Below are 16,029 nucleotides of genomic sequence, written 5' to 3'. Positions count from 1 at the left end.
ATTTTTGTATATATAAAGAGAATAAACGTGGCAAAGAACATTCAAGCCATCCGCGGCATGAACGATTATCTGCCGGGCGAAACCGCTCTCTGGCAGCGCATTGAAGGCACACTGAAGCAGGTGCTCGGTAGCTACGGTTACAGCGAAATCCGTATGCCGATTGTAGAGCAGACCCCGTTATTCAAACGCGCGATCGGTGAAGTCACCGACGTGGTTGAAAAAGAGATGTACACCTTTGAGGACCGCAATGGCGATAGCCTGACGCTGCGTCCGGAAGGCACGGCTGGCTGCGTACGCGCCGGTATCGAACATGGTCTCCTGTACAATCAAGAACAGCGCCTGTGGTACATCGGGCCGATGTTCCGCCATGAGCGTCCGCAAAAAGGGCGCTATCGCCAGTTCCACCAGATTGGCGCGGAAGCGTTCGGTCTGCAGGGGCCGGATATTGATGCCGAACTGATTATGCTGACCGCTCGCTGGTGGCGTGAGCTCGGTATCTCCAGCCATGTTGCGCTGGAGCTGAACTCCATCGGTTCGCTGGAGGCTCGCGCCAACTATCGCGATGCGCTGGTGGCTTACCTTGAGCAGTTTAAAGATAAGCTTGATGAAGACTGTAAACGCCGCATGTACACCAACCCGCTGCGCGTACTGGATTCCAAAAACCCGGACGTACAGGCGCTGCTGAACGACGCGCCAGCGCTTGGTGACTATCTTGACGAAGAGTCTAAAGAGCACTTCGCCGGGCTGTGCGCTCTGCTGGATGCCGCCGGTATCAGCTATACCGTGAACCAGCGCCTGGTGCGTGGTCTCGACTATTACAACCGCACTGTGTTTGAGTGGGTAACGACCAGCCTTGGTTCACAGGGCACTGTTTGTGCCGGGGGCCGTTATGATGGTCTGGTTGAGCAACTTGGTGGCCGTGCAACCCCTGGCGTGGGTTTTGCTATGGGGCTGGAACGTCTGGTTTTACTGGTCCAGGCAGTAAATCCGGAATTTAAAGCAGATCCTGTTGTCGATATATACCTGGTAGCCTCCGGAACCGATACCCAGTTTGCTGCTATGCGTCTGGCTGAACAGGTTCGCGATGCGTTACCCGGCGTTAAGCTGATGACCAACCACGGCGGCGGCAACTTCAAGAAGCAGTTTGCCCGTGCGGATAAATGGGGCGCTCGTATTGCTCTGGTGGTGGGTGAGTCAGAAGTCGCTGACGGAAACGTGGTAGTGAAAGATTTACGCTCAGGTGAGCAAACTACCGTAACGCAGGATAGCGTTGCCGCGCATTTGCGCACACTTCTGGGTTAATCTCCCGGGAATCATTAGTCAGGAGAAGGACTGCGTGGAAACTTACGATAACGAAAACGATCAGGTCGATGCGCTGAAGCGTTTCTTTGCCGAAAATGGCAAAGCGCTGGCCGTCGGAGTGGTTTTGGGCGTTGGCGCACTGGTTGGCTGGCGCTACTGGACATCCCATCAGTTGGACACTGCCAGAGGTTCGTCTCTGGCCTATGAGAATGCGATTTCCGCGCTTAAATCGGATAAGCCAGAAGCACTGAACGCGGCGCAGAAATTTGCCGCTGACAGTAAAAACACCTATGGTGCGTTTGCGTCTCTTGAGCTGGCGCAGCAGTTTGTCGATAAGAACGACCTGCAGAACGCTGAAAAGCAGCTTCAGCAGGGGCTGACAGCCGCTTCTGATGATAATCTGAAATCGGTTATCAATATGCGTCTTGCTCGCGTTCAGCTGCAGCTGAAACAGCCTGATGCCGCGTTAAAAACCCTTGATGCCGTTAAAGGCGAAGGTTGGACCTCAATTGTCGCTGATTTGCGCGGTGAGATCCTGCTGAGTAAAGGCGATAAGCAAGGGGCTAAAGCGGCCTGGGAAGCAGGCGAGAAAAGTGATGCTTCACCGGCGCTCAGCGAAATGATGCGTATGAAAATAAATAATTTGTCCATCTGAGAGGGACTCGATGCAATTGCGTAAATTACTTTTGCCAGGGCTGCTTTCCGTTACTTTATTGAGCGGTTGTTCGCTGTTTAATAGCGAAGAAGATGTGGTGAAAATGTCACCATTGCCGACGGTGGAAAACCAGTTTACGCCGTCCACGTCCTGGAGCACCTCAGTTGGCGGCGGTATCGGCGAATTTTACTCTAATCTTCACCCGGCGTTTGCCGATGGCGTTGTCTATGCCGCCGATCGGAAAGGCACCGTTAAAGCTCTGAATTCAGGTGACGGTAAAGAAGTATGGTCGGTTAACCTGGCAGAGAAAGACGGCTGGTTCTCCCGCGCGCCTGCACTGCTTTCCGGCGGCGTGACCGTTTCCGGCGGTCATGTTTATATCGGTAGTGAAAAAGCCAAAGTCTTTGCGCTGAATACCAGCGATGGCACCGTCGCGTGGGAAGCTAGCGTGGCGGGTGAAGCCATTTCTCGTCCGGTGGTGAGCGACGGCATGGTTCTGATTCATACGACCAACGGTCAGTTGCAGGCTCTGAACGAGGCTGATGGTGCAGTAAAATGGACCGTCAACCTTGATATGCCAGCGCTCTCCCTGCGTGGTGAATCCGCTCCCGCTACCGCCTACGGTGCTGCCGTTGTTGGTGGTGACAACGGTCGCGTAAGCGCGGTGCTGATGCAGCAGGGCCAGATGATTTGGCAGCAGCGTATCTCTACCGCGACCGGCCCGACTGAAATCGACCGCCTTAACGACGTCGATACAACTCCGGTTATCGTTAACGGCGTAATTTATGCGCTGGCCTATAACGGCAACCTGACGGCGTTGGATCTGCGTAGCGGCCAGATTATGTGGAAACGCGAGCTGGGTTCAGTGAACGATTTCATTGTTGATGGCAACCGTATTTACCTGGTTGACCAGAATGACCGTGTGCTGGCGCTGACCACTGACGGTGGCGTGACGCTGTGGACGCAAAGCGATCTACTGCATCGCCTGTTAACTGCGCCGGTGTTGTATAATGGAAATCTGGTCGTCGGCGATAGCGAAGGCTATATGCACTGGCTCAACCCGGAAGATGGTCACTTTGTGGCCCAGCAGAAAATGGATAGCTCCGGCTTCCTGACCGACCCGGTAGTTGCCGACGGTAAACTGCTGATTCAGGCCAAAGACGGCACGCTGTACGCAGTTACGCGTTAAGTACAGCAGTAGTTTGTTTTTGAGAAACGGCCCCTGGCAGACAGGGGCCGTTTTGACTTTTTTAGAAACGTCGTGAAAAGCGACGTTGTATCGATTTTTGTAAGAGGCATTTAACATGATACCTGTGGTCGCGCTTGTCGGGCGCCCTAATGTTGGAAAATCCACGCTTTTCAACCGTTTAACGCGCACTCGTGATGCGTTGGTCGCGGATTTTCCGGGGCTGACTCGTGACCGTAAGTACGGTCGTGCTGAAGTAGAAGGTCGCGAATTTATCTGTGTCGATACCGGCGGGATCGACGGTAACGAAGAGGGTGTAGAAACGCGGATGGCAGAACAATCGCTGCTGGCGATTGAAGAAGCGGACGTGGTGTTGTTTATGGTCGATGCGCGCGCGGGCTTGATGCCTGCGGATTCAGCAATCGCCAAGCATCTGCGCTCTCGCGAAAAACCGACCTTCCTGGTGGCGAACAAAACTGACGGTATCGATGCCGATCAGGCAGTTGCTGATTTCTGGTCATTGGGTTTGGGTGAAATTTATCCGATTGCTGCTTCGCATGGTCGCGGTGTGACCAGTTTGCTGGAGCACGTCCTGCTGCCGTGGGTTGACGAAGTAAACCCGCCAGAAGAAGTGGACGAAGACGCAGAATATTGGGCAAAGTTTGAAGCTGAGCAGAACGGCGAAGAAATTGAAGAGCCGGAAGATGACTTTAACCCGCAGGATCTGCCGATCAAGCTGGCAATTGTCGGTCGCCCGAACGTCGGTAAGTCAACACTCACCAACCGCATTCTGGGTGAAGACCGCGTGGTGGTCTACGATATGCCCGGCACGACTCGCGACAGCATTTATATCCCGATGCAGCGCGATGAGCGTGAATACGTACTCATCGATACCGCGGGCGTGCGTAAGCGCGGCAAAATCACTGATGTCGTAGAGAAATTCTCAGTTATCAAAACCCTCCAGGCGATTGAAGACGCCAACGTGGTGATGTTGGTGATTGATGCCCGCGAAGGTATTTCCGATCAGGATCTGTCCCTGCTGGGCTTTATTCTCAACAGCGGCCGTTCGCTGGTGATTGTCGTCAACAAATGGGATGGTCTGAGCCAGGAAGTCAGAGAGCAGGTTAAAGAAACTTTGGACTTCCGTCTGGGCTTTATCGACTTTGCTCGCGTGCACTTTATCTCCGCACTGCACGGTAGCGGCGTAGGCAACCTGTTTGAATCCGTACGCGAAGCGTATGACAGCGCAACCCGTCGTGTGGGTACCGCGATGCTGACCCGTATTATGACCATGGCGGCAGAGGATCATCAGCCGCCGCTGGTACGCGGTCGTCGTGTGAAGCTGAAATATGCTCATGCCGGTGGTTATAATCCGCCAATTGTGGTCATCCATGGTAACCAGGTTAAAGACCTGCCGGATTCTTACAAACGCTATCTGATGAACTACTTCCGCAAATCGCTGGAAGTGATGGGCACGCCGATTCGTATCCAGTTCAAAGAAGGGGAAAACCCGTTTGCTAATAAACGTAATACCCTGACGCCGAACCAGATGCGTAAGCGCAAGCGCCTAATCAAACATATCAAGAAAAGCAAATAAGCTAGCAGGACGATTTACCAACAAGCACGAAAATCATAAAGCCCGCATCTGCCGGGCTTTTTTGTTATCAGGGGCTATCATAAAGACGCAACAAAGCGCATGATTAGCATGTACACAAAGGTGTACCCATAATCAGAAACTGATGTTTTGGGTATACCTCTAAGCAATTTGGGTACATTTCGCGGTGTACCCAACTGGATCACGGCAAGGTTTTTCAGGTATTCGCATATGCCAAAACTTACAGACATGCAGATCCGAGCATGGATTAAGAGCGGGGAACGATTCGAGGGGCGAGCAGACGGCGACGGCCTCTATCTGAGGTTTCGTAAAGAGGATAAAATCCCTTTTTGGCGCTATCGGTATAAGCTGGTGGGGAAGTCCCGCACGATGATGATCGGCTCTTACTCCGATTTCTCACTTGCCAAAGCCAGAGAGGTAGCTAAAGAACTATCCGCACGGGTAGCGCTTGGGTATGACGTAGCCGCAGAAAAGCAGGAGCGCAAAGCCGAGGCAATAGCGAAGATAGAGGCTGAGAAGAACGCTATCCACGTTTCAGAGCTTGCCGCTGAGTATTATTCCCGCCAGATAGAAACCACCTATAAACACCCGGAGCTTTTCCGCAGTAGTTTGCAAAAGAATATTGTAGCGCTCATTGGACGGATGAAAGTTGAGGACGTTCGACCACGCCATGTTGATGCCGTCCTGCAGGATGTTTTAGAGCGCGGCTCCCCCACAGTAGCTAATGATGTGCTTCGGATGCTCAAACGGCTGTTTGATTATGCAGTGGTGCGCGGGATGGTTGAGGTTAATCCCGCTATATCCTTTGGTTCGAAAGATGCCGGAGGGAAGGAGCAGGGGCGCAAACGAGCGTTAAGCCGTGATGAACTAATTCTGTTCTTCAAAGCGCTGCGCCGTGGCAGAGGTATCAGCCGGGAGAATGAACTCACATTCAAAATAATACTGGCGCTGGGTGTTAGAAAGATGGAGCTATGCGCCGCTGAATGGGCGGAATTTGACCTTGATAATCAGGTTTGGCATCTGCCAGGCTCCCGGGCTAAGAATGGGGATGATATCGATATTCCGCTGCCGGTGCCGGTGACCGAATGGATTAAAGAGATTCGCCTTTTCGCCGGTGATAGCCGTTGGTTAATCCCAGCCAGACGAGCCAGAACAACGGCGCACGTTAGCCGGGCCACGCTGAATATGGTAATGCCGTCAGTGTTGAAAGAAATGGCTGACGTTGAGCCGTTCAGTATCCACGACCTACGGCGCACCATGCGGACTCAGATGGCGGCTATAGGTATTGACCCGGTGATAGCTGAACGCTGCCTAAACCACAAAATACCGGGTATAGAGGGCATCTATAACCGTCACCAGTATTTTGATGAGCGGAAAGCGGCGTTATCTCAGTGGGCCGATTTGCTGGTGGCTCTGGAGTCCGGCCAAGAATACAACGTTACACCGCTGAGAAAGGCTAAGTAACCAGAATTGACGAACTGACCTGAACTAGCTCGACGGGGCGAAAAGCGGCAAACCTTACCGCCTGTTCAGGTCATTTTTTAAGGGGGACGTTATAGGTGACGTTATGAGCCGCAAGCCAATTCCATTTAAAACAATGACGTTAGAGCAAGCTGCTAAGTTTTTAGAATGTGATGTTGATGATCTTTTCCAATGGTGGGAAGAGAGAGTGATTAAACTATGCATCGACTGTAAAGACCTTAGAGCCGAAATCATTTTTACTAATGACGAAAAGGATTTTGATCCTCTTAAGTTAGACGAAGTACCTTTCTGGCAAGATGAATGCTCATCATTTATGCCAATCCGAGTCACTTTTGATGAGTTGGATGGCGTATTTAAAACTGAGGGAATAGTCAAAGGGCTTTTTATACCAAGCCAGCAAATTATTAACAACATCAAAAATGATGTCATTATAACAGACGATTTTCTTGCTGATCCCTTCAAGTCAATAGGGGACTTCCCTGTTATCATTAAAATTATCAAATATGGAGATTCATACGCTGGTGATTACAACTGTAAATATGTGCCAAAGATAAGACAAAGCCTGTTAAGGATTCACTCAGAAGACATCGAGGCAATTAGGGATATTCTTTATCCCGCCCCAACTCCCACTCCGGTCCCCATCCCCCTGCAAACACCTATGCCAGAGGGGCCAAGTGACTCGCGCAAAGTAGGAATGAAAACTGTCAATGCTATGGCTCTCTTTATCAAGCAATTAATTGCCATTAACTATGGAGACGATGTGGCTAACTCGCCACGAAAACATATTGATAACCCGAGAGGGGTAATAAAAAGTGATTTTGAGAATAAAGGTCTGACTCCACCATCTGGCAATGTTGTTGAGAAATGGTTAAAGAATTCGGATTTAGATTGATTTTTGTAATATTACAATATTACGATTTTCAGCGAGTAGCATACCCCTGACGCCGCATAGAGCGGTAATAACGAGTTAGGGGATTTATGGACACACATCAATCAACAACCCACGCCTTACCACAAACCGGTTACATTCGCCGCTATCGACTGGCTGACGCTCTGGGGGTTCACGTTGCCACTGTAGATCGCTGGGTGAAGGCTAAAGTCATGCCACAACCCATTAAGCTGGGCGAAAAAATAACAGCTTTTGATGCCGTGGAGATTAATAATTGGCTGGCTAACCGCCGCAGGGAGAATATCTAATGGTGAAAAAAAACCACTCAAGAGAAAATGCGGCCAGACCATATGTTTGTGTGGTTAATTCTACATCTGAAATTTTTATTCAACCAAGTTGTAAAATTGAAGTCGATCACATAATTAACCAACTTCCGGACGCATTCGCCGCCGAATAACGGAGCCATAAAATGAAAATCGAAAAAATCAGATTCAATTCTGAGGCCTCCACTCAGCCTGTAGCCAGCCAGAAAGAGATATTCAAAGCCGAAGAGAGCGATATTTCAGTCATTAAATTCGAGAGGTATTCCGTGCGCATTGTGAATGTCGATGGTGAACCGTGGTTTGTCGTTTCTGACGTTTGCCAAGCCCTAGAAATTAGCAACCCAACCAGTGCTGTTACTTCTTTGGATAACGATGAGGTAATGACCCTAACTTTAAATGAGGGGCATTCAGGTAAGCGTGGCGGAGCACGTAGTTGGAATATGGCCGCTGAGTCAGGTTTCTACAAACTGATCGCTCGCAGTCGCAAGGCCACCACTCCCGGCACGTTCGCCCACCGCTTCAGCAACTGGGTATTCCGCGAGGTTGTGCCTTCTATCCGTAAAACTGGCTCCTACGGTGTGCCGTTCGCGCTCCTTAATGACCATACCCGCCGCAAAGAGCTTTACACGAAGAGGGCCAGCCGGTGCGGTAAAGATCTTCAGTCATGCAAAGGTGAGAAAGCTCGCCTAGCCGCCGAAGAAATCGAGCTGTGGCGTAAGTATCAACCTGACTTGCTGGAGGTTCATTAATGGCTAACTCCACCAGCACACCGCTGCCAAATCACGCATATCGCGACGCGCAGGGCCAGACGGTGAGCGTCGTCTCTGTAGCGCACAACCGCGTGACGTTCTATCGCGAGGGCTACCAGTTCCCTTGCGTACAGCCCATTGACCGATTCATGAAGGAGTACGCGGAGGTGAAACAATGATTACCAGTATCCAAGGTAATAGCCTCTCTATGGCTGGCCTGTTAGCAAATGTTAGTATTTTGCGGGTGCTGCGTCGCCGAGGGGACCTGTCGAAACCTGTCACTTTGCGGGTCACTGAAGGTGGTGCGCAAAATGCCGGGTGGAATTTCTGGAATAGGAATAGCGATTCCTTTAACACCTGCAGTAAAAATTTTTGCGAGTCCATAAAAAATGGCTTGATGTTCTGCGTCATCCAGGTCTATGGTTATTGTGCACCAGCAAAATCTGGTGCCGGGATTGGCGTCCCGGATAGTTTACAGGCGACCTATGACGCGCCATGCGTCTTTTTTTGTGTCGTTAATTCAGTACACCCTTTTTTCTGCGTTGCGGGTATAATCCGCGTCGCTCACAAAATAATGGTGGGCTGGATGGGGGCGGAGAAATCCGCGCCGGTTTCCTGTAACGCCGGTTACGCCAACCCTGTTCAGTCCACCACCAGCGAAATTGGCGTTTCCGGTGGTGGGTTTCAGACCCAGTTACAGGAGGCTGCCACCATGGCTACTACCCCTACCCCTACCCAAAATCCACAATTTATCTGGATCATCGCTGCTATACGACGTGATAGCCAATCCGTCACTGTAAAAATCTTCCACGTTACCGCAGTATCTGAACGCGAAGCCCGTCGCACTTTAGTGCGTGATCACGTTTGTTTTTTCGCTGGCCGCATCCGTCTGACGGAGGTGGCTCATGCGTAATAATTCCTTTCCCACAGTCATCACCGAGAATCCTTATCTGCTCGATGAACTGACCTACGAAACAGAATGCGTGTTGGCGATTCTGCGAACAATTAACGATGTCAGTGATCCACATACCAAAAGTTATCTCGTAGATGCCGCGGAACTTATTGGTACTCAGTTGTTGAAAAAGCTAGAGCACAACGCACGTCTGGAAGATGGTGATTGCTAATGAAAAATATCGATCTCATCCGCGAAGTTACCCAGGCTGCAGCTGATCGCTGGCCTACAGTGCTGGCTGGGCTGCATATCGATGTGCCGGATTCACCGCGGCGGCACGCACCGTGCCCGGCCTGCGGAGGCTCGAATCGCTTCCGTTTCGATGATGGCGGCCGCGGTAGCTTTATCTGCAACCAGTGCGGCGCTGGTGACGGGCTGGACTTAATCAAACGGGTTAACAACTGTGACACCACGGAGGCGGCGCAGCTTGCCGCTGATGTGCTGGGTATTGATTACCGGACGGTGAAACAGGACGAAGCGACAGCTACCCAGAAGCGGGAACAAATGAAAGCCGAAAGCCAGCAGCGCGAGCAGGAACGCCAACGGCGCAAGTTGGCTGAAATAGAACAGCGCCGCGGTTTATTTGTGAGCCACTGGCAGGGGCTTGCAGAAACAGCTTTCGAGGGTGAAAGCGAATACCTCATGAACAAGGGGTTGGTTGGGTTTACCTTCCCTGTTCTGCCGGATGGTTCGCTTTTGTTAGGGCTGGTTGATGAATCTGGCACAGTAACAGCTGCGCAGACCATTACACAGCAGGGTGAAAAACGTCTTCTGGCCGGCTCGGCGAAGCGAGGTGCATACCATGCTGTAAACGAAGCAGACGCACCGCAGAGTGTTTTAATTGCTGAAGGGTTGGCAACAGCCTTATCTGTCCATCTGGCACGCCCGGAAGCACTGACGGTATGTGCCATAGACGCTGGCAACCTGCAGCCCGTCGCCCAGGCCATGCATCAGCGTTACCCGAATGCGCAGATCATCATTGCTGCCGACAACGATATTAAGCCAGGAGAGCCAAATATAGGCAAAGACGCTGCGGAGAAAGCTGCAAAGGCTGTCTCTGGCTGGGTGGCTTTACCACCAACGGTGAAAAAGGCCGACTGGAACGACTACCATCAGCAGCATGGACTAGAAGCCGCTACAACGGCGTTTAAGAATTCGATGTATCAACCGCAGGAGCCTGAAGTGTCCGCGAAACTGCAAGTGATCAACGGAGGGAAGAAAGGCGCATCAAAACCTGAATCTCTGCGACCTCATGTCGAAAGCCGTGCTGACGGTATTTATTGGGTTGAACCCAAAACAGACAACACTACCGGTGAAATTATTAACCGTGAAAGCTGGCTATGTTCAGCTCTGAATGTTGTTGGTATTGGCATTGATGACAATAAAACCCGGTATCTGATCCTGCGCTGGCGGCCATTCGGTTCGAAGGGGGATACTGTTCAGGCAATACCATTTGCTGATATCGGTGAACGCGAAGGCTGGCGAACGCTCAAGGCTGGTGGAGTGAACGTCACAACCAAAAGTGGTTTACGTGCAACGTTGGCCGACTGGCTGCAGAGCTGTGCCAATGGTGAGGTATGGCGCATTGCGCATGCTACGGGCTGGCAGTGTGGTGCCTACATCATGCCGGATGGCGAAATCATTGGTACTCCCGTTCAACCGGTGCTGTTTAACGGGCGGAGTTCTGCCGCCTCCGGTTACACCACCAGTGGTACCGCGCTGAGCTGGCGGGAGAGTGTGGGACGTCTGGCCCTTGGCAACTATTCCATGATGACTGGCGTGGCCGCAGCTCTGGCAGCTCCATTGATTGGCCTTGCTGGTGCTGATGGATTCGGTATCCACCTCTACGAACAGTCGAGCGCCGGTAAGACCACCACTGCCAATGTGGCATCCAGTCTCTACGGCAATCCGGATGTACTGCGCCTTACCTGGTACGGCACCGCGCTTGGGCTGGCGAATGAGGCCGCCGCACATAATGACGCGTTGATGCCGCTTGACGAGATCGGCCAGGGGGCTGACCCGGTGGAGGTCTATAAATCGGCCTACGCGCTGTTTAACGGCACCGGAAAACTGCAGGGAGCGAAGGAAGGGGGAAACCGTGATCTGAAGCGCTGGCGTACTGTGGCAATCAGTACCGGTGAGATGGATCTGGAGACCTTCATTGCCAGTGCCGGCCGTAAGGCTAAAGCGGGGCAACTGGTTCGCCTGCTGAACATTCCGATGCGTCGGGCAGTGCGTTTCCATGAGCATACCAATGGTAAGCACCATGCCGATGCTCTCAAAGATGCATACCAGCACAACCACGGAGTGTCCGGGCGTGAATGGGTGAAATGGTTGGCTGACCACCAGCAAGAGGCGGTAAGTGCTGTCAGGGTAGCGGAAGAGCGCTGGCGTAGCCTGATCCCGTCGGATTACGGGGAGCAGGTCCATCGTGTTGGCGCCCGGTTTGCCATTCTGGAAGCCGCACTATTGTTAGGTAATGTGATAACCGGCTGGGATGAGCAGACGTGCCGGGATGCCATTCAGTACAGCTATAACGCCTGGCTGCGTGAGTTCGGTACCGGCAACAAAGAGCATCAGCAAATTATCGAGCAGACCGAGGCATTCCTGAACGCCTATGGCATGAGCCGCTTTGCGCCGTTCCCGTATGACCCAACCAGCCTGCCAATCTCCAACCTGGCGGGATACAGGCAGAAGGGCGGTCACGAGGCTGACCCAATGGTGTTCTACACCTTCCCGGCGGCCTTCGAAGGGGAGATCGCCCGCGGCTTTAACTCCCGTCAGTTTGCGGAGGTATTGAAGAAAGCCGGCATGCTTACACCGCCGACTTCAGGCCGGGGGTTCCAGAGAAAGTCACCACGCATTGATGGGCGACAGATCCGGGTTTATGTCCTGCAGTATCTGCCGGACGACGACCAGCCAGAGTAAAAGTATTCTTTCATGCGCGTAGTTTAGGTGTTGGTTCAGTTGGTTCAGTTGCCTCAGTAGTTATATATATCTGTTTAATAAGATTTCATGTTTAAAAAATGAACCAACAGTGAGGCAACAAACTACCATTTTGAACCAACACTGAATCAGGTACAGGGCATCAGAAGAGAGGATCGCAGCGATGACAGCTCAAATTTCAGCATACGGCCGGCTGGTGGCCGATCCGCAGACCAGAACAACGGGAAAAGGTACGAACATGGCTATGGCCCGCCTGGCGGTAGCTCTGCCCTGTAATGCGGCAGATAACGGAGAGGCTACTTTCTGGTTGGGCGTGATTGCTTTTGGTAAACAGGCCGATGCGCTGGCCAAACACCGTAAAGGCGACCTTGTCAGCGTGGTGGGTAATATGCAGCTCAATCAGTGGACTGGTCAGGATGGCGGTACTCAGCAAGGCTATCAGATCATTGCGGACAGTGTACTCAGTGCCAGAACGGTACGCCCAGGAGGTAAAACGGGACAGCAGGGGCAAGCTACGGATGCCCTACGACGGGCCCATGAACATCAAGCGCCTACCACCGGGTATGAAGGATTCGACCAGACCCCGCCGTATGACGATGATTTTTAGATAGTAAGCTGAATGCTAGGCACTTGAGTGTTTCCTGACTTCCGCAAACTGTTAATGTACTCACCTAACGGAATAAAGTACGGCAGATCATCCTACTATCAGAAGTAGTGGCAAAGGATGGGGTTCTGAACATCAAAAACGTCAGCCACGGTAGCATGATGGTAACGTACTGAAGACCGCCGAAGATGATGGGCATCATTCCCAATAATACTGGCGGATTCGATGAAGTGGCAAAAGTTAGGGAAGGTGCGAATAAGCGGGGAAATTCTTCTCGGCTGACTCAGTCATTTCATTTCTTCATGTTTGAGCCGATTTTTTCTCCCGTAAATGCCTTGAATCAGCCTATTTAGACCGTTTCTTCGCCATTTAAGGCGTTATCCCCAGTTTTTAGTGAGATCTCTCCCACTGACGTATCATTTGGTCCGCCCGAAACAGGTTGGCCAGCGTGAATAACATCGCCAGTTGGTTATCGTTTTTCAGCAACCCCTTGTATCTGGCTTTCACGAAGCCGAACTGTCGCTTGATGATGCGAAATGGGTGCTCCACCTTGGCCCGGATGCTGGCTTTCATGTATTCGATGTTGATGGCCGTTTTGTTCTTGCGTGGATGCTGTTTCAAGGTTCTTACCTTGCCGGGGCGCTCGGCGATCAGCCAGTCCACATCCACCTCGGCCAGCTCCTCGCGCTGTGGCGCCCCTTGGTAGCCGGCATCGGCTGAGACAAATTGCTCCTCTCCATGCAGCAGATTACCCAGCTGATTGAGGTCATGCTCGTTGGCCGCGGTGGTGACTAGGCTGTGGGTCAGGCCACTCTTGGCATCGACACCAATGTGGGCCTTCATGCCAAAGTGCCACTGATTGCCTTTCTTGGTCTGATGCATCTCCGGATCGCGTTGCTGCTCTTTGTTCTTGGTCGAGCTGGGTGCCTCAATGATGGTGGCATCGACCAAGGTGCCTTGAGTCATCATGACGCCTGCTTCGGCCAGCCAGCGATTGATGGTCTTGAACAATTGGCGGGCCAGTTGATGCTGCTCCAGCAGGTGGCGGAAATTCATGATGGTGGTGCGGTCAGGCAAGGCGCTATCCAGGGATAACCGGGCAAACCGACGCATGGAGGCGATTTCGTACAGAGCATCTTCCATCGCGCCATCGCTCAGGTTGTACCAATGCTGCATGCAGTGAATGCGTAGCATGGTTTCCAGCGGATAAGGTCGCCGGCCATTACCAGCCTTGGGGTAAAACGGCTCGATGACTTCCACCATGTTTTGCCATGGCAGAATCTGCTCCATACGGGACAAGAAAATCTCTTTTCTGGTCTGACGGCGCTTACTGCTGAATTCACTGTCGGCGAAGGTAAGTTGATGACTCATGATGAACCCTGTTCCATGGCTCCAGATGACAAACATGATCTCATATCAGGGACTTGTTCGCACCTTCCTTAGTACTGCCGGGACATTGCCTGTCATAGAATCCACCCGCATAAATCGCAAAAAACTCCTTCGAATGGACTACAAAGGAGAGTATCTAATAACCCTAACAAATCAGATGGAAAAAATTCAAGCGCTTTAAGCTTATTCTTACTGCAATTTTGTGATGATGATCATCTCGCTTCGTGCGCTTTCGTATCTCCGCCACGCCAGCCCGCTTTGTGTGGTGGTTTTCATGCTTCTGCATGAGATATGAAAAACCCCAAAAAAATGGGTTCAAAGATGGATAATGATCAGTGTTCAGCTCAATAGAAAGGCTTTCGGCTACTTGGATGCGAGCCAAATGGATATTCATGATAAAAGACTACCTGATTGTGGCCTACCTGACGGCAATTGCCGCTTGGCCAGTCACTCTGACGCTAATTGGTCTCTCTGCAGTAGCGGCACTCTATACGAGGTGCAGGGTGCTGGGCGTTGTCCTCGTCGTTCTGTTCATGCTGGTGGCCGTTGCTGCGTGGCAGTTTCAACGCTACATGTAAAATCAAAAGCCTCATCAAAATGCCTATATTTTATTTATAGGCAGAAACGGTGTGTTCTGGCTATGTATGGCAGGAATGGTGTGTCCTGCCTATCTATAGGCAGGTTTGACGTGTTCTGGCTATGTATAGGCACATCAGGGTTGATATCTCTTAGCGTTAACTTGCTGCGCCGGGAGGTAGCGGGTATCTCAGGTCGATTTGTGGCGCATCGCTTAGAAGCCGGCCAGACCTTGCCATCAGGTATCCGGCTATTTCTTCAGGCGTCAAATCTACATGGAGCATGTCTTCATTCTGGAACCATTCATTAGGCCAGTAGATGAGATCGGACGGATTGGCATCAAAGTTTATCTCCAGCAATCCCAGCGCGTAGCTTTGTTCCGATTCCTTGCCTTCAGCATTGCACACGAAACTAATTATCTGAACGAGTTCATCCCAGGTTAAATCCGCAACGTTTTTCTCCTGATTAAATGCCATCCGGGTAAAGTTCTTTGCGTCGGTCCATGACGAAAAGTCACGGAAATCAGAGAATTCATACGGATTAACTACCTGCCTGTTCCAGTCATCAATCATCGCTTTTAGCTCTTCATCATCTTCGTCAGCACCGCTATCAATTTGCGACAGCATTTCTTCGGCTGCGTCCGTTAGTTCTTTAAGTTTCTGGCGATTTATCTTGGCTGGCTTAAAACGTTCGGGTAAGGGCATCAGGTCTTCCTTGTTAAGTTGAGACTCAGCGGCGACAAGTCATTACGCAATCTTCGTTAAGTACTCCTCAAAAGTCTATAAAACAATCAATTTCCTTTCTGATAACGATCGAATTTATTCTTTCATTAATTGCAATATAAACAATGATCATTTCATTAAGTGAAATTAAAATAACTGTATAAATATCAAGAGGTGGTCATGTCAAAACAGTCCGTCAAACCTGTCTTGCTCAGCGAGGCACAAATTCAGGCAATCAGAAAAATTCAGGAAAAGCAGCGCCAGCAATCAGGTATCGGCGTTGCGCCAACTATCCATGAAATCGCAAGGGGGCTGGTAGATAAAGCGTTGCGGCATCTGGGGTAAAAGTACAAATACTTCCAATGCAATGGTAAATCAACCATCTGTTTGTTTTTCATGCATATGTTAAACATTTTGAGGTTAAAAAAGGTAATTATGAAAACGAATAACACTGATGAAGAGTTGCTTCAGCAAGTTCAAACACTGGCTGATAAATTACCACCTGAAGAACGACAGCTCATTTTAGAGTTACTTCAGCGTTACAGTACTGTCTACAGCGTTGCTCAATCATACATTCCGGATTATCCATGCGGTGTTTTGGATGCTTTATGTTTTATCCAAAGAAACAAACCATAAGGA

The 16,029-nt window shown here is 51.0% G+C and carries 18 protein-coding genes and 1 pseudogene; 17 read left to right on the top strand and 2 right to left on the bottom strand.

The window, feature by feature from the left end:
* Positions 1 to 27: 27 nt before the first annotated feature.
* The 14 genes and pseudogenes from hisS to HV127_RS31890 form a co-directional block, all read left to right on the top strand.
* A complete protein-coding gene (gene hisS / locus HV127_RS28730) occupies positions 28 to 1,302 on the top strand; it encodes a histidine--tRNA ligase (RefSeq protein WP_182207542.1) in 1,275 nt (424 codons plus the stop codon).
* A 34-nt stretch (positions 1,303 to 1,336) separates the two neighbouring features.
* Positions 1,337 to 1,957: a YfgM family protein gene (locus tag HV127_RS28725; RefSeq protein WP_112215472.1), complete on the top strand. Its 621-nt coding sequence runs from the start codon at positions 1,337 to 1,339 to the stop codon at positions 1,955 to 1,957.
* Positions 1,958 to 1,967: 10 nt separating this feature from the next.
* Positions 1,968 to 3,146 carry an outer membrane protein assembly factor BamB gene (gene bamB / locus HV127_RS28720; protein WP_110272112.1) on the top strand — a complete coding sequence of 393 codons (1,179 nt, stop codon included), beginning with the start codon at positions 1,968 to 1,970 and terminating at the stop codon, positions 3,144 to 3,146.
* A 115-nt stretch (positions 3,147 to 3,261) separates the two neighbouring features.
* Complete coding sequence (gene der / locus HV127_RS28715) at positions 3,262 to 4,740, top strand: ribosome biogenesis GTPase Der (RefSeq protein ID WP_182207541.1); 1,479 nt, start codon at positions 3,262 to 3,264, stop codon at positions 4,738 to 4,740.
* Positions 4,741 to 4,968: 228 nt separating this feature from the next.
* Entirely contained in the window at positions 4,969 to 6,222 is a 1,254-nt protein-coding gene (locus HV127_RS28710; protein WP_182240391.1) for a site-specific integrase, read from the top strand.
* Between the two features lie 103 nt (positions 6,223 to 6,325).
* Positions 6,326 to 7,132 carry a hypothetical protein gene (locus HV127_RS28705; RefSeq protein ID WP_182240389.1) on the top strand — a complete coding sequence of 269 codons (807 nt, stop codon included), beginning with the start codon at positions 6,326 to 6,328 and terminating at the stop codon, positions 7,130 to 7,132.
* A gap of 86 nt (positions 7,133 to 7,218) precedes the next feature.
* A complete protein-coding gene (locus HV127_RS28700) occupies positions 7,219 to 7,437 on the top strand; it encodes an AlpA family phage regulatory protein (protein WP_057072140.1) in 219 nt (72 codons plus the stop codon).
* Positions 7,438 to 7,598: 161 nt separating this feature from the next.
* The gene (locus tag HV127_RS28695; RefSeq protein ID WP_182240387.1) at positions 7,599 to 8,201 is read left to right on the top strand and encodes a BRO family protein; all 603 of its coding nucleotides are present in this window, start codon (positions 7,599 to 7,601) and stop codon (positions 8,199 to 8,201) included.
* The gene (locus tag HV127_RS28690; RefSeq protein ID WP_047724290.1) at positions 8,201 to 8,380 is read left to right on the top strand and encodes a DUF4222 domain-containing protein; all 180 of its coding nucleotides are present in this window, start codon (positions 8,201 to 8,203) and stop codon (positions 8,378 to 8,380) included. Before HV127_RS28695 ends, HV127_RS28690 begins: the two co-directional genes overlap by 1 nt.
* Positions 8,377 to 9,114 carry a host cell division inhibitor Icd-like protein gene (locus HV127_RS28685; protein ID WP_182240385.1) on the top strand — a complete coding sequence of 246 codons (738 nt, stop codon included), beginning with the start codon at positions 8,377 to 8,379 and terminating at the stop codon, positions 9,112 to 9,114. The genes HV127_RS28690 and HV127_RS28685 overlap by 4 nt, the downstream gene beginning before the upstream one ends.
* On the top strand, positions 9,107 to 9,325 hold the full coding sequence (locus tag HV127_RS28680) for a hypothetical protein (RefSeq protein WP_047724288.1): 219 nt from the start codon (positions 9,107 to 9,109) through the stop codon (positions 9,323 to 9,325). The genes HV127_RS28685 and HV127_RS28680 overlap by 8 nt, the downstream gene beginning before the upstream one ends.
* The gene (locus tag HV127_RS28675) at positions 9,325 to 12,081 is read left to right on the top strand and encodes a TOPRIM and DUF927 domain-containing protein (RefSeq protein ID WP_182240382.1); all 2,757 of its coding nucleotides are present in this window, start codon (positions 9,325 to 9,327) and stop codon (positions 12,079 to 12,081) included. Before HV127_RS28680 ends, HV127_RS28675 begins: the two co-directional genes overlap by 1 nt.
* Positions 12,082 to 12,262: 181 nt before the next feature.
* Complete coding sequence (locus HV127_RS28670; RefSeq protein WP_182240380.1) at positions 12,263 to 12,706, top strand: single-stranded DNA-binding protein; 444 nt, start codon at positions 12,263 to 12,265, stop codon at positions 12,704 to 12,706.
* A gap of 36 nt (positions 12,707 to 12,742) precedes the next feature.
* A pseudogene (locus HV127_RS31890) lies at positions 12,743 to 12,942 on the top strand (hypothetical protein); the annotation flags it as partial.
* Between the two features lie 151 nt (positions 12,943 to 13,093).
* On the opposite strand, the gene HV127_RS28665 reads toward HV127_RS31890, so the two are convergent.
* Positions 13,094 to 14,074, bottom strand: a complete 981-nt coding sequence (locus tag HV127_RS28665; RefSeq protein WP_042934497.1) for an IS5-like element IS5 family transposase — start codon at positions 14,072 to 14,074, stop codon at positions 13,094 to 13,096.
* Positions 14,075 to 14,484: 410 nt separating this feature from the next.
* Between HV127_RS28665 and HV127_RS28660 the strand changes: the two genes are divergently transcribed.
* The gene (locus HV127_RS28660; RefSeq protein WP_182240378.1) at positions 14,485 to 14,670 is read left to right on the top strand and encodes a hypothetical protein; all 186 of its coding nucleotides are present in this window, start codon (positions 14,485 to 14,487) and stop codon (positions 14,668 to 14,670) included.
* 156 nt (positions 14,671 to 14,826) lie between these two features.
* Here HV127_RS28660 and HV127_RS28655 read toward each other — a convergent pair whose 3' ends face one another.
* Entirely contained in the window at positions 14,827 to 15,372 is a 546-nt protein-coding gene (locus tag HV127_RS28655; protein WP_182240376.1) for a hypothetical protein, read from the bottom strand.
* A gap of 198 nt (positions 15,373 to 15,570) precedes the next feature.
* Between HV127_RS28655 and HV127_RS28650 the strand changes: the two genes are divergently transcribed.
* Positions 15,571 to 15,735, top strand: a complete 165-nt coding sequence (locus HV127_RS28650; protein WP_182240374.1) for a hypothetical protein — start codon at positions 15,571 to 15,573, stop codon at positions 15,733 to 15,735.
* Between the two features lie 90 nt (positions 15,736 to 15,825).
* The gene (locus HV127_RS28645) at positions 15,826 to 16,026 is read left to right on the top strand and encodes a hypothetical protein (protein ID WP_142515474.1); all 201 of its coding nucleotides are present in this window, start codon (positions 15,826 to 15,828) and stop codon (positions 16,024 to 16,026) included.
* The last annotated feature ends 3 nt before the right edge of the window (positions 16,027 to 16,029 follow it).

It is taken from the genome of Klebsiella sp. RHBSTW-00215 (genome assembly GCF_014103785.1).
GTDB lineage: Bacteria > Pseudomonadota > Gammaproteobacteria > Enterobacterales > Enterobacteriaceae > Klebsiella.
This window is presented reverse-complemented; position numbering and strand designations above follow the sequence as displayed.

What these genes read in the sequence shown, in the direction of transcription:
- bamB (WP_110272112.1), top strand. Translation starts at nt 1,968, where the DNA reads ATGCAATTGCGTAAATTACTTTTGCCAGGGCTGCTTTCCGTTACTTTA.
- der (WP_182207541.1), top strand. Translation starts at nt 3,262, where the DNA reads ATGATACCTGTGGTCGCGCTTGTCGGGCGCCCTAATGTTGGAAAATCC.
- HV127_RS28710 (WP_182240391.1), top strand. Translation starts at nt 4,969, where the DNA reads ATGCCAAAACTTACAGACATGCAGATCCGAGCATGGATTAAGAGCGGG.
- HV127_RS28705 (WP_182240389.1), top strand. Translation starts at nt 6,326, where the DNA reads ATGAGCCGCAAGCCAATTCCATTTAAAACAATGACGTTAGAGCAAGCT.
- HV127_RS28700 (WP_057072140.1), top strand. Translation starts at nt 7,219, where the DNA reads ATGGACACACATCAATCAACAACCCACGCCTTACCACAAACCGGTTAC.
- HV127_RS28695 (WP_182240387.1), top strand. Translation starts at nt 7,599, where the DNA reads ATGAAAATCGAAAAAATCAGATTCAATTCTGAGGCCTCCACTCAGCCT.
- HV127_RS28690 (WP_047724290.1), top strand. Translation starts at nt 8,201, where the DNA reads ATGGCTAACTCCACCAGCACACCGCTGCCAAATCACGCATATCGCGAC.
- HV127_RS28685 (WP_182240385.1), top strand. Translation starts at nt 8,377, where the DNA reads ATGATTACCAGTATCCAAGGTAATAGCCTCTCTATGGCTGGCCTGTTA.
- HV127_RS28680 (WP_047724288.1), top strand. Translation starts at nt 9,107, where the DNA reads ATGCGTAATAATTCCTTTCCCACAGTCATCACCGAGAATCCTTATCTG.
- HV127_RS28675 (WP_182240382.1), top strand. Translation starts at nt 9,325, where the DNA reads ATGAAAAATATCGATCTCATCCGCGAAGTTACCCAGGCTGCAGCTGAT.
- HV127_RS28670 (WP_182240380.1), top strand. Translation starts at nt 12,263, where the DNA reads ATGACAGCTCAAATTTCAGCATACGGCCGGCTGGTGGCCGATCCGCAG.
- HV127_RS28665 (WP_042934497.1), bottom strand. Translation starts at nt 14,074, where the DNA reads ATGAGTCATCAACTTACCTTCGCCGACAGTGAATTCAGCAGTAAGCGC.
- HV127_RS28660 (WP_182240378.1), top strand. Translation starts at nt 14,485, where the DNA reads ATGATAAAAGACTACCTGATTGTGGCCTACCTGACGGCAATTGCCGCT.
- HV127_RS28655 (WP_182240376.1), bottom strand. Translation starts at nt 15,372, where the DNA reads ATGCCCTTACCCGAACGTTTTAAGCCAGCCAAGATAAATCGCCAGAAA.
- HV127_RS28650 (WP_182240374.1), top strand. Translation starts at nt 15,571, where the DNA reads ATGTCAAAACAGTCCGTCAAACCTGTCTTGCTCAGCGAGGCACAAATT.
- HV127_RS28645 (WP_142515474.1), top strand. Translation starts at nt 15,826, where the DNA reads ATGAAAACGAATAACACTGATGAAGAGTTGCTTCAGCAAGTTCAAACA.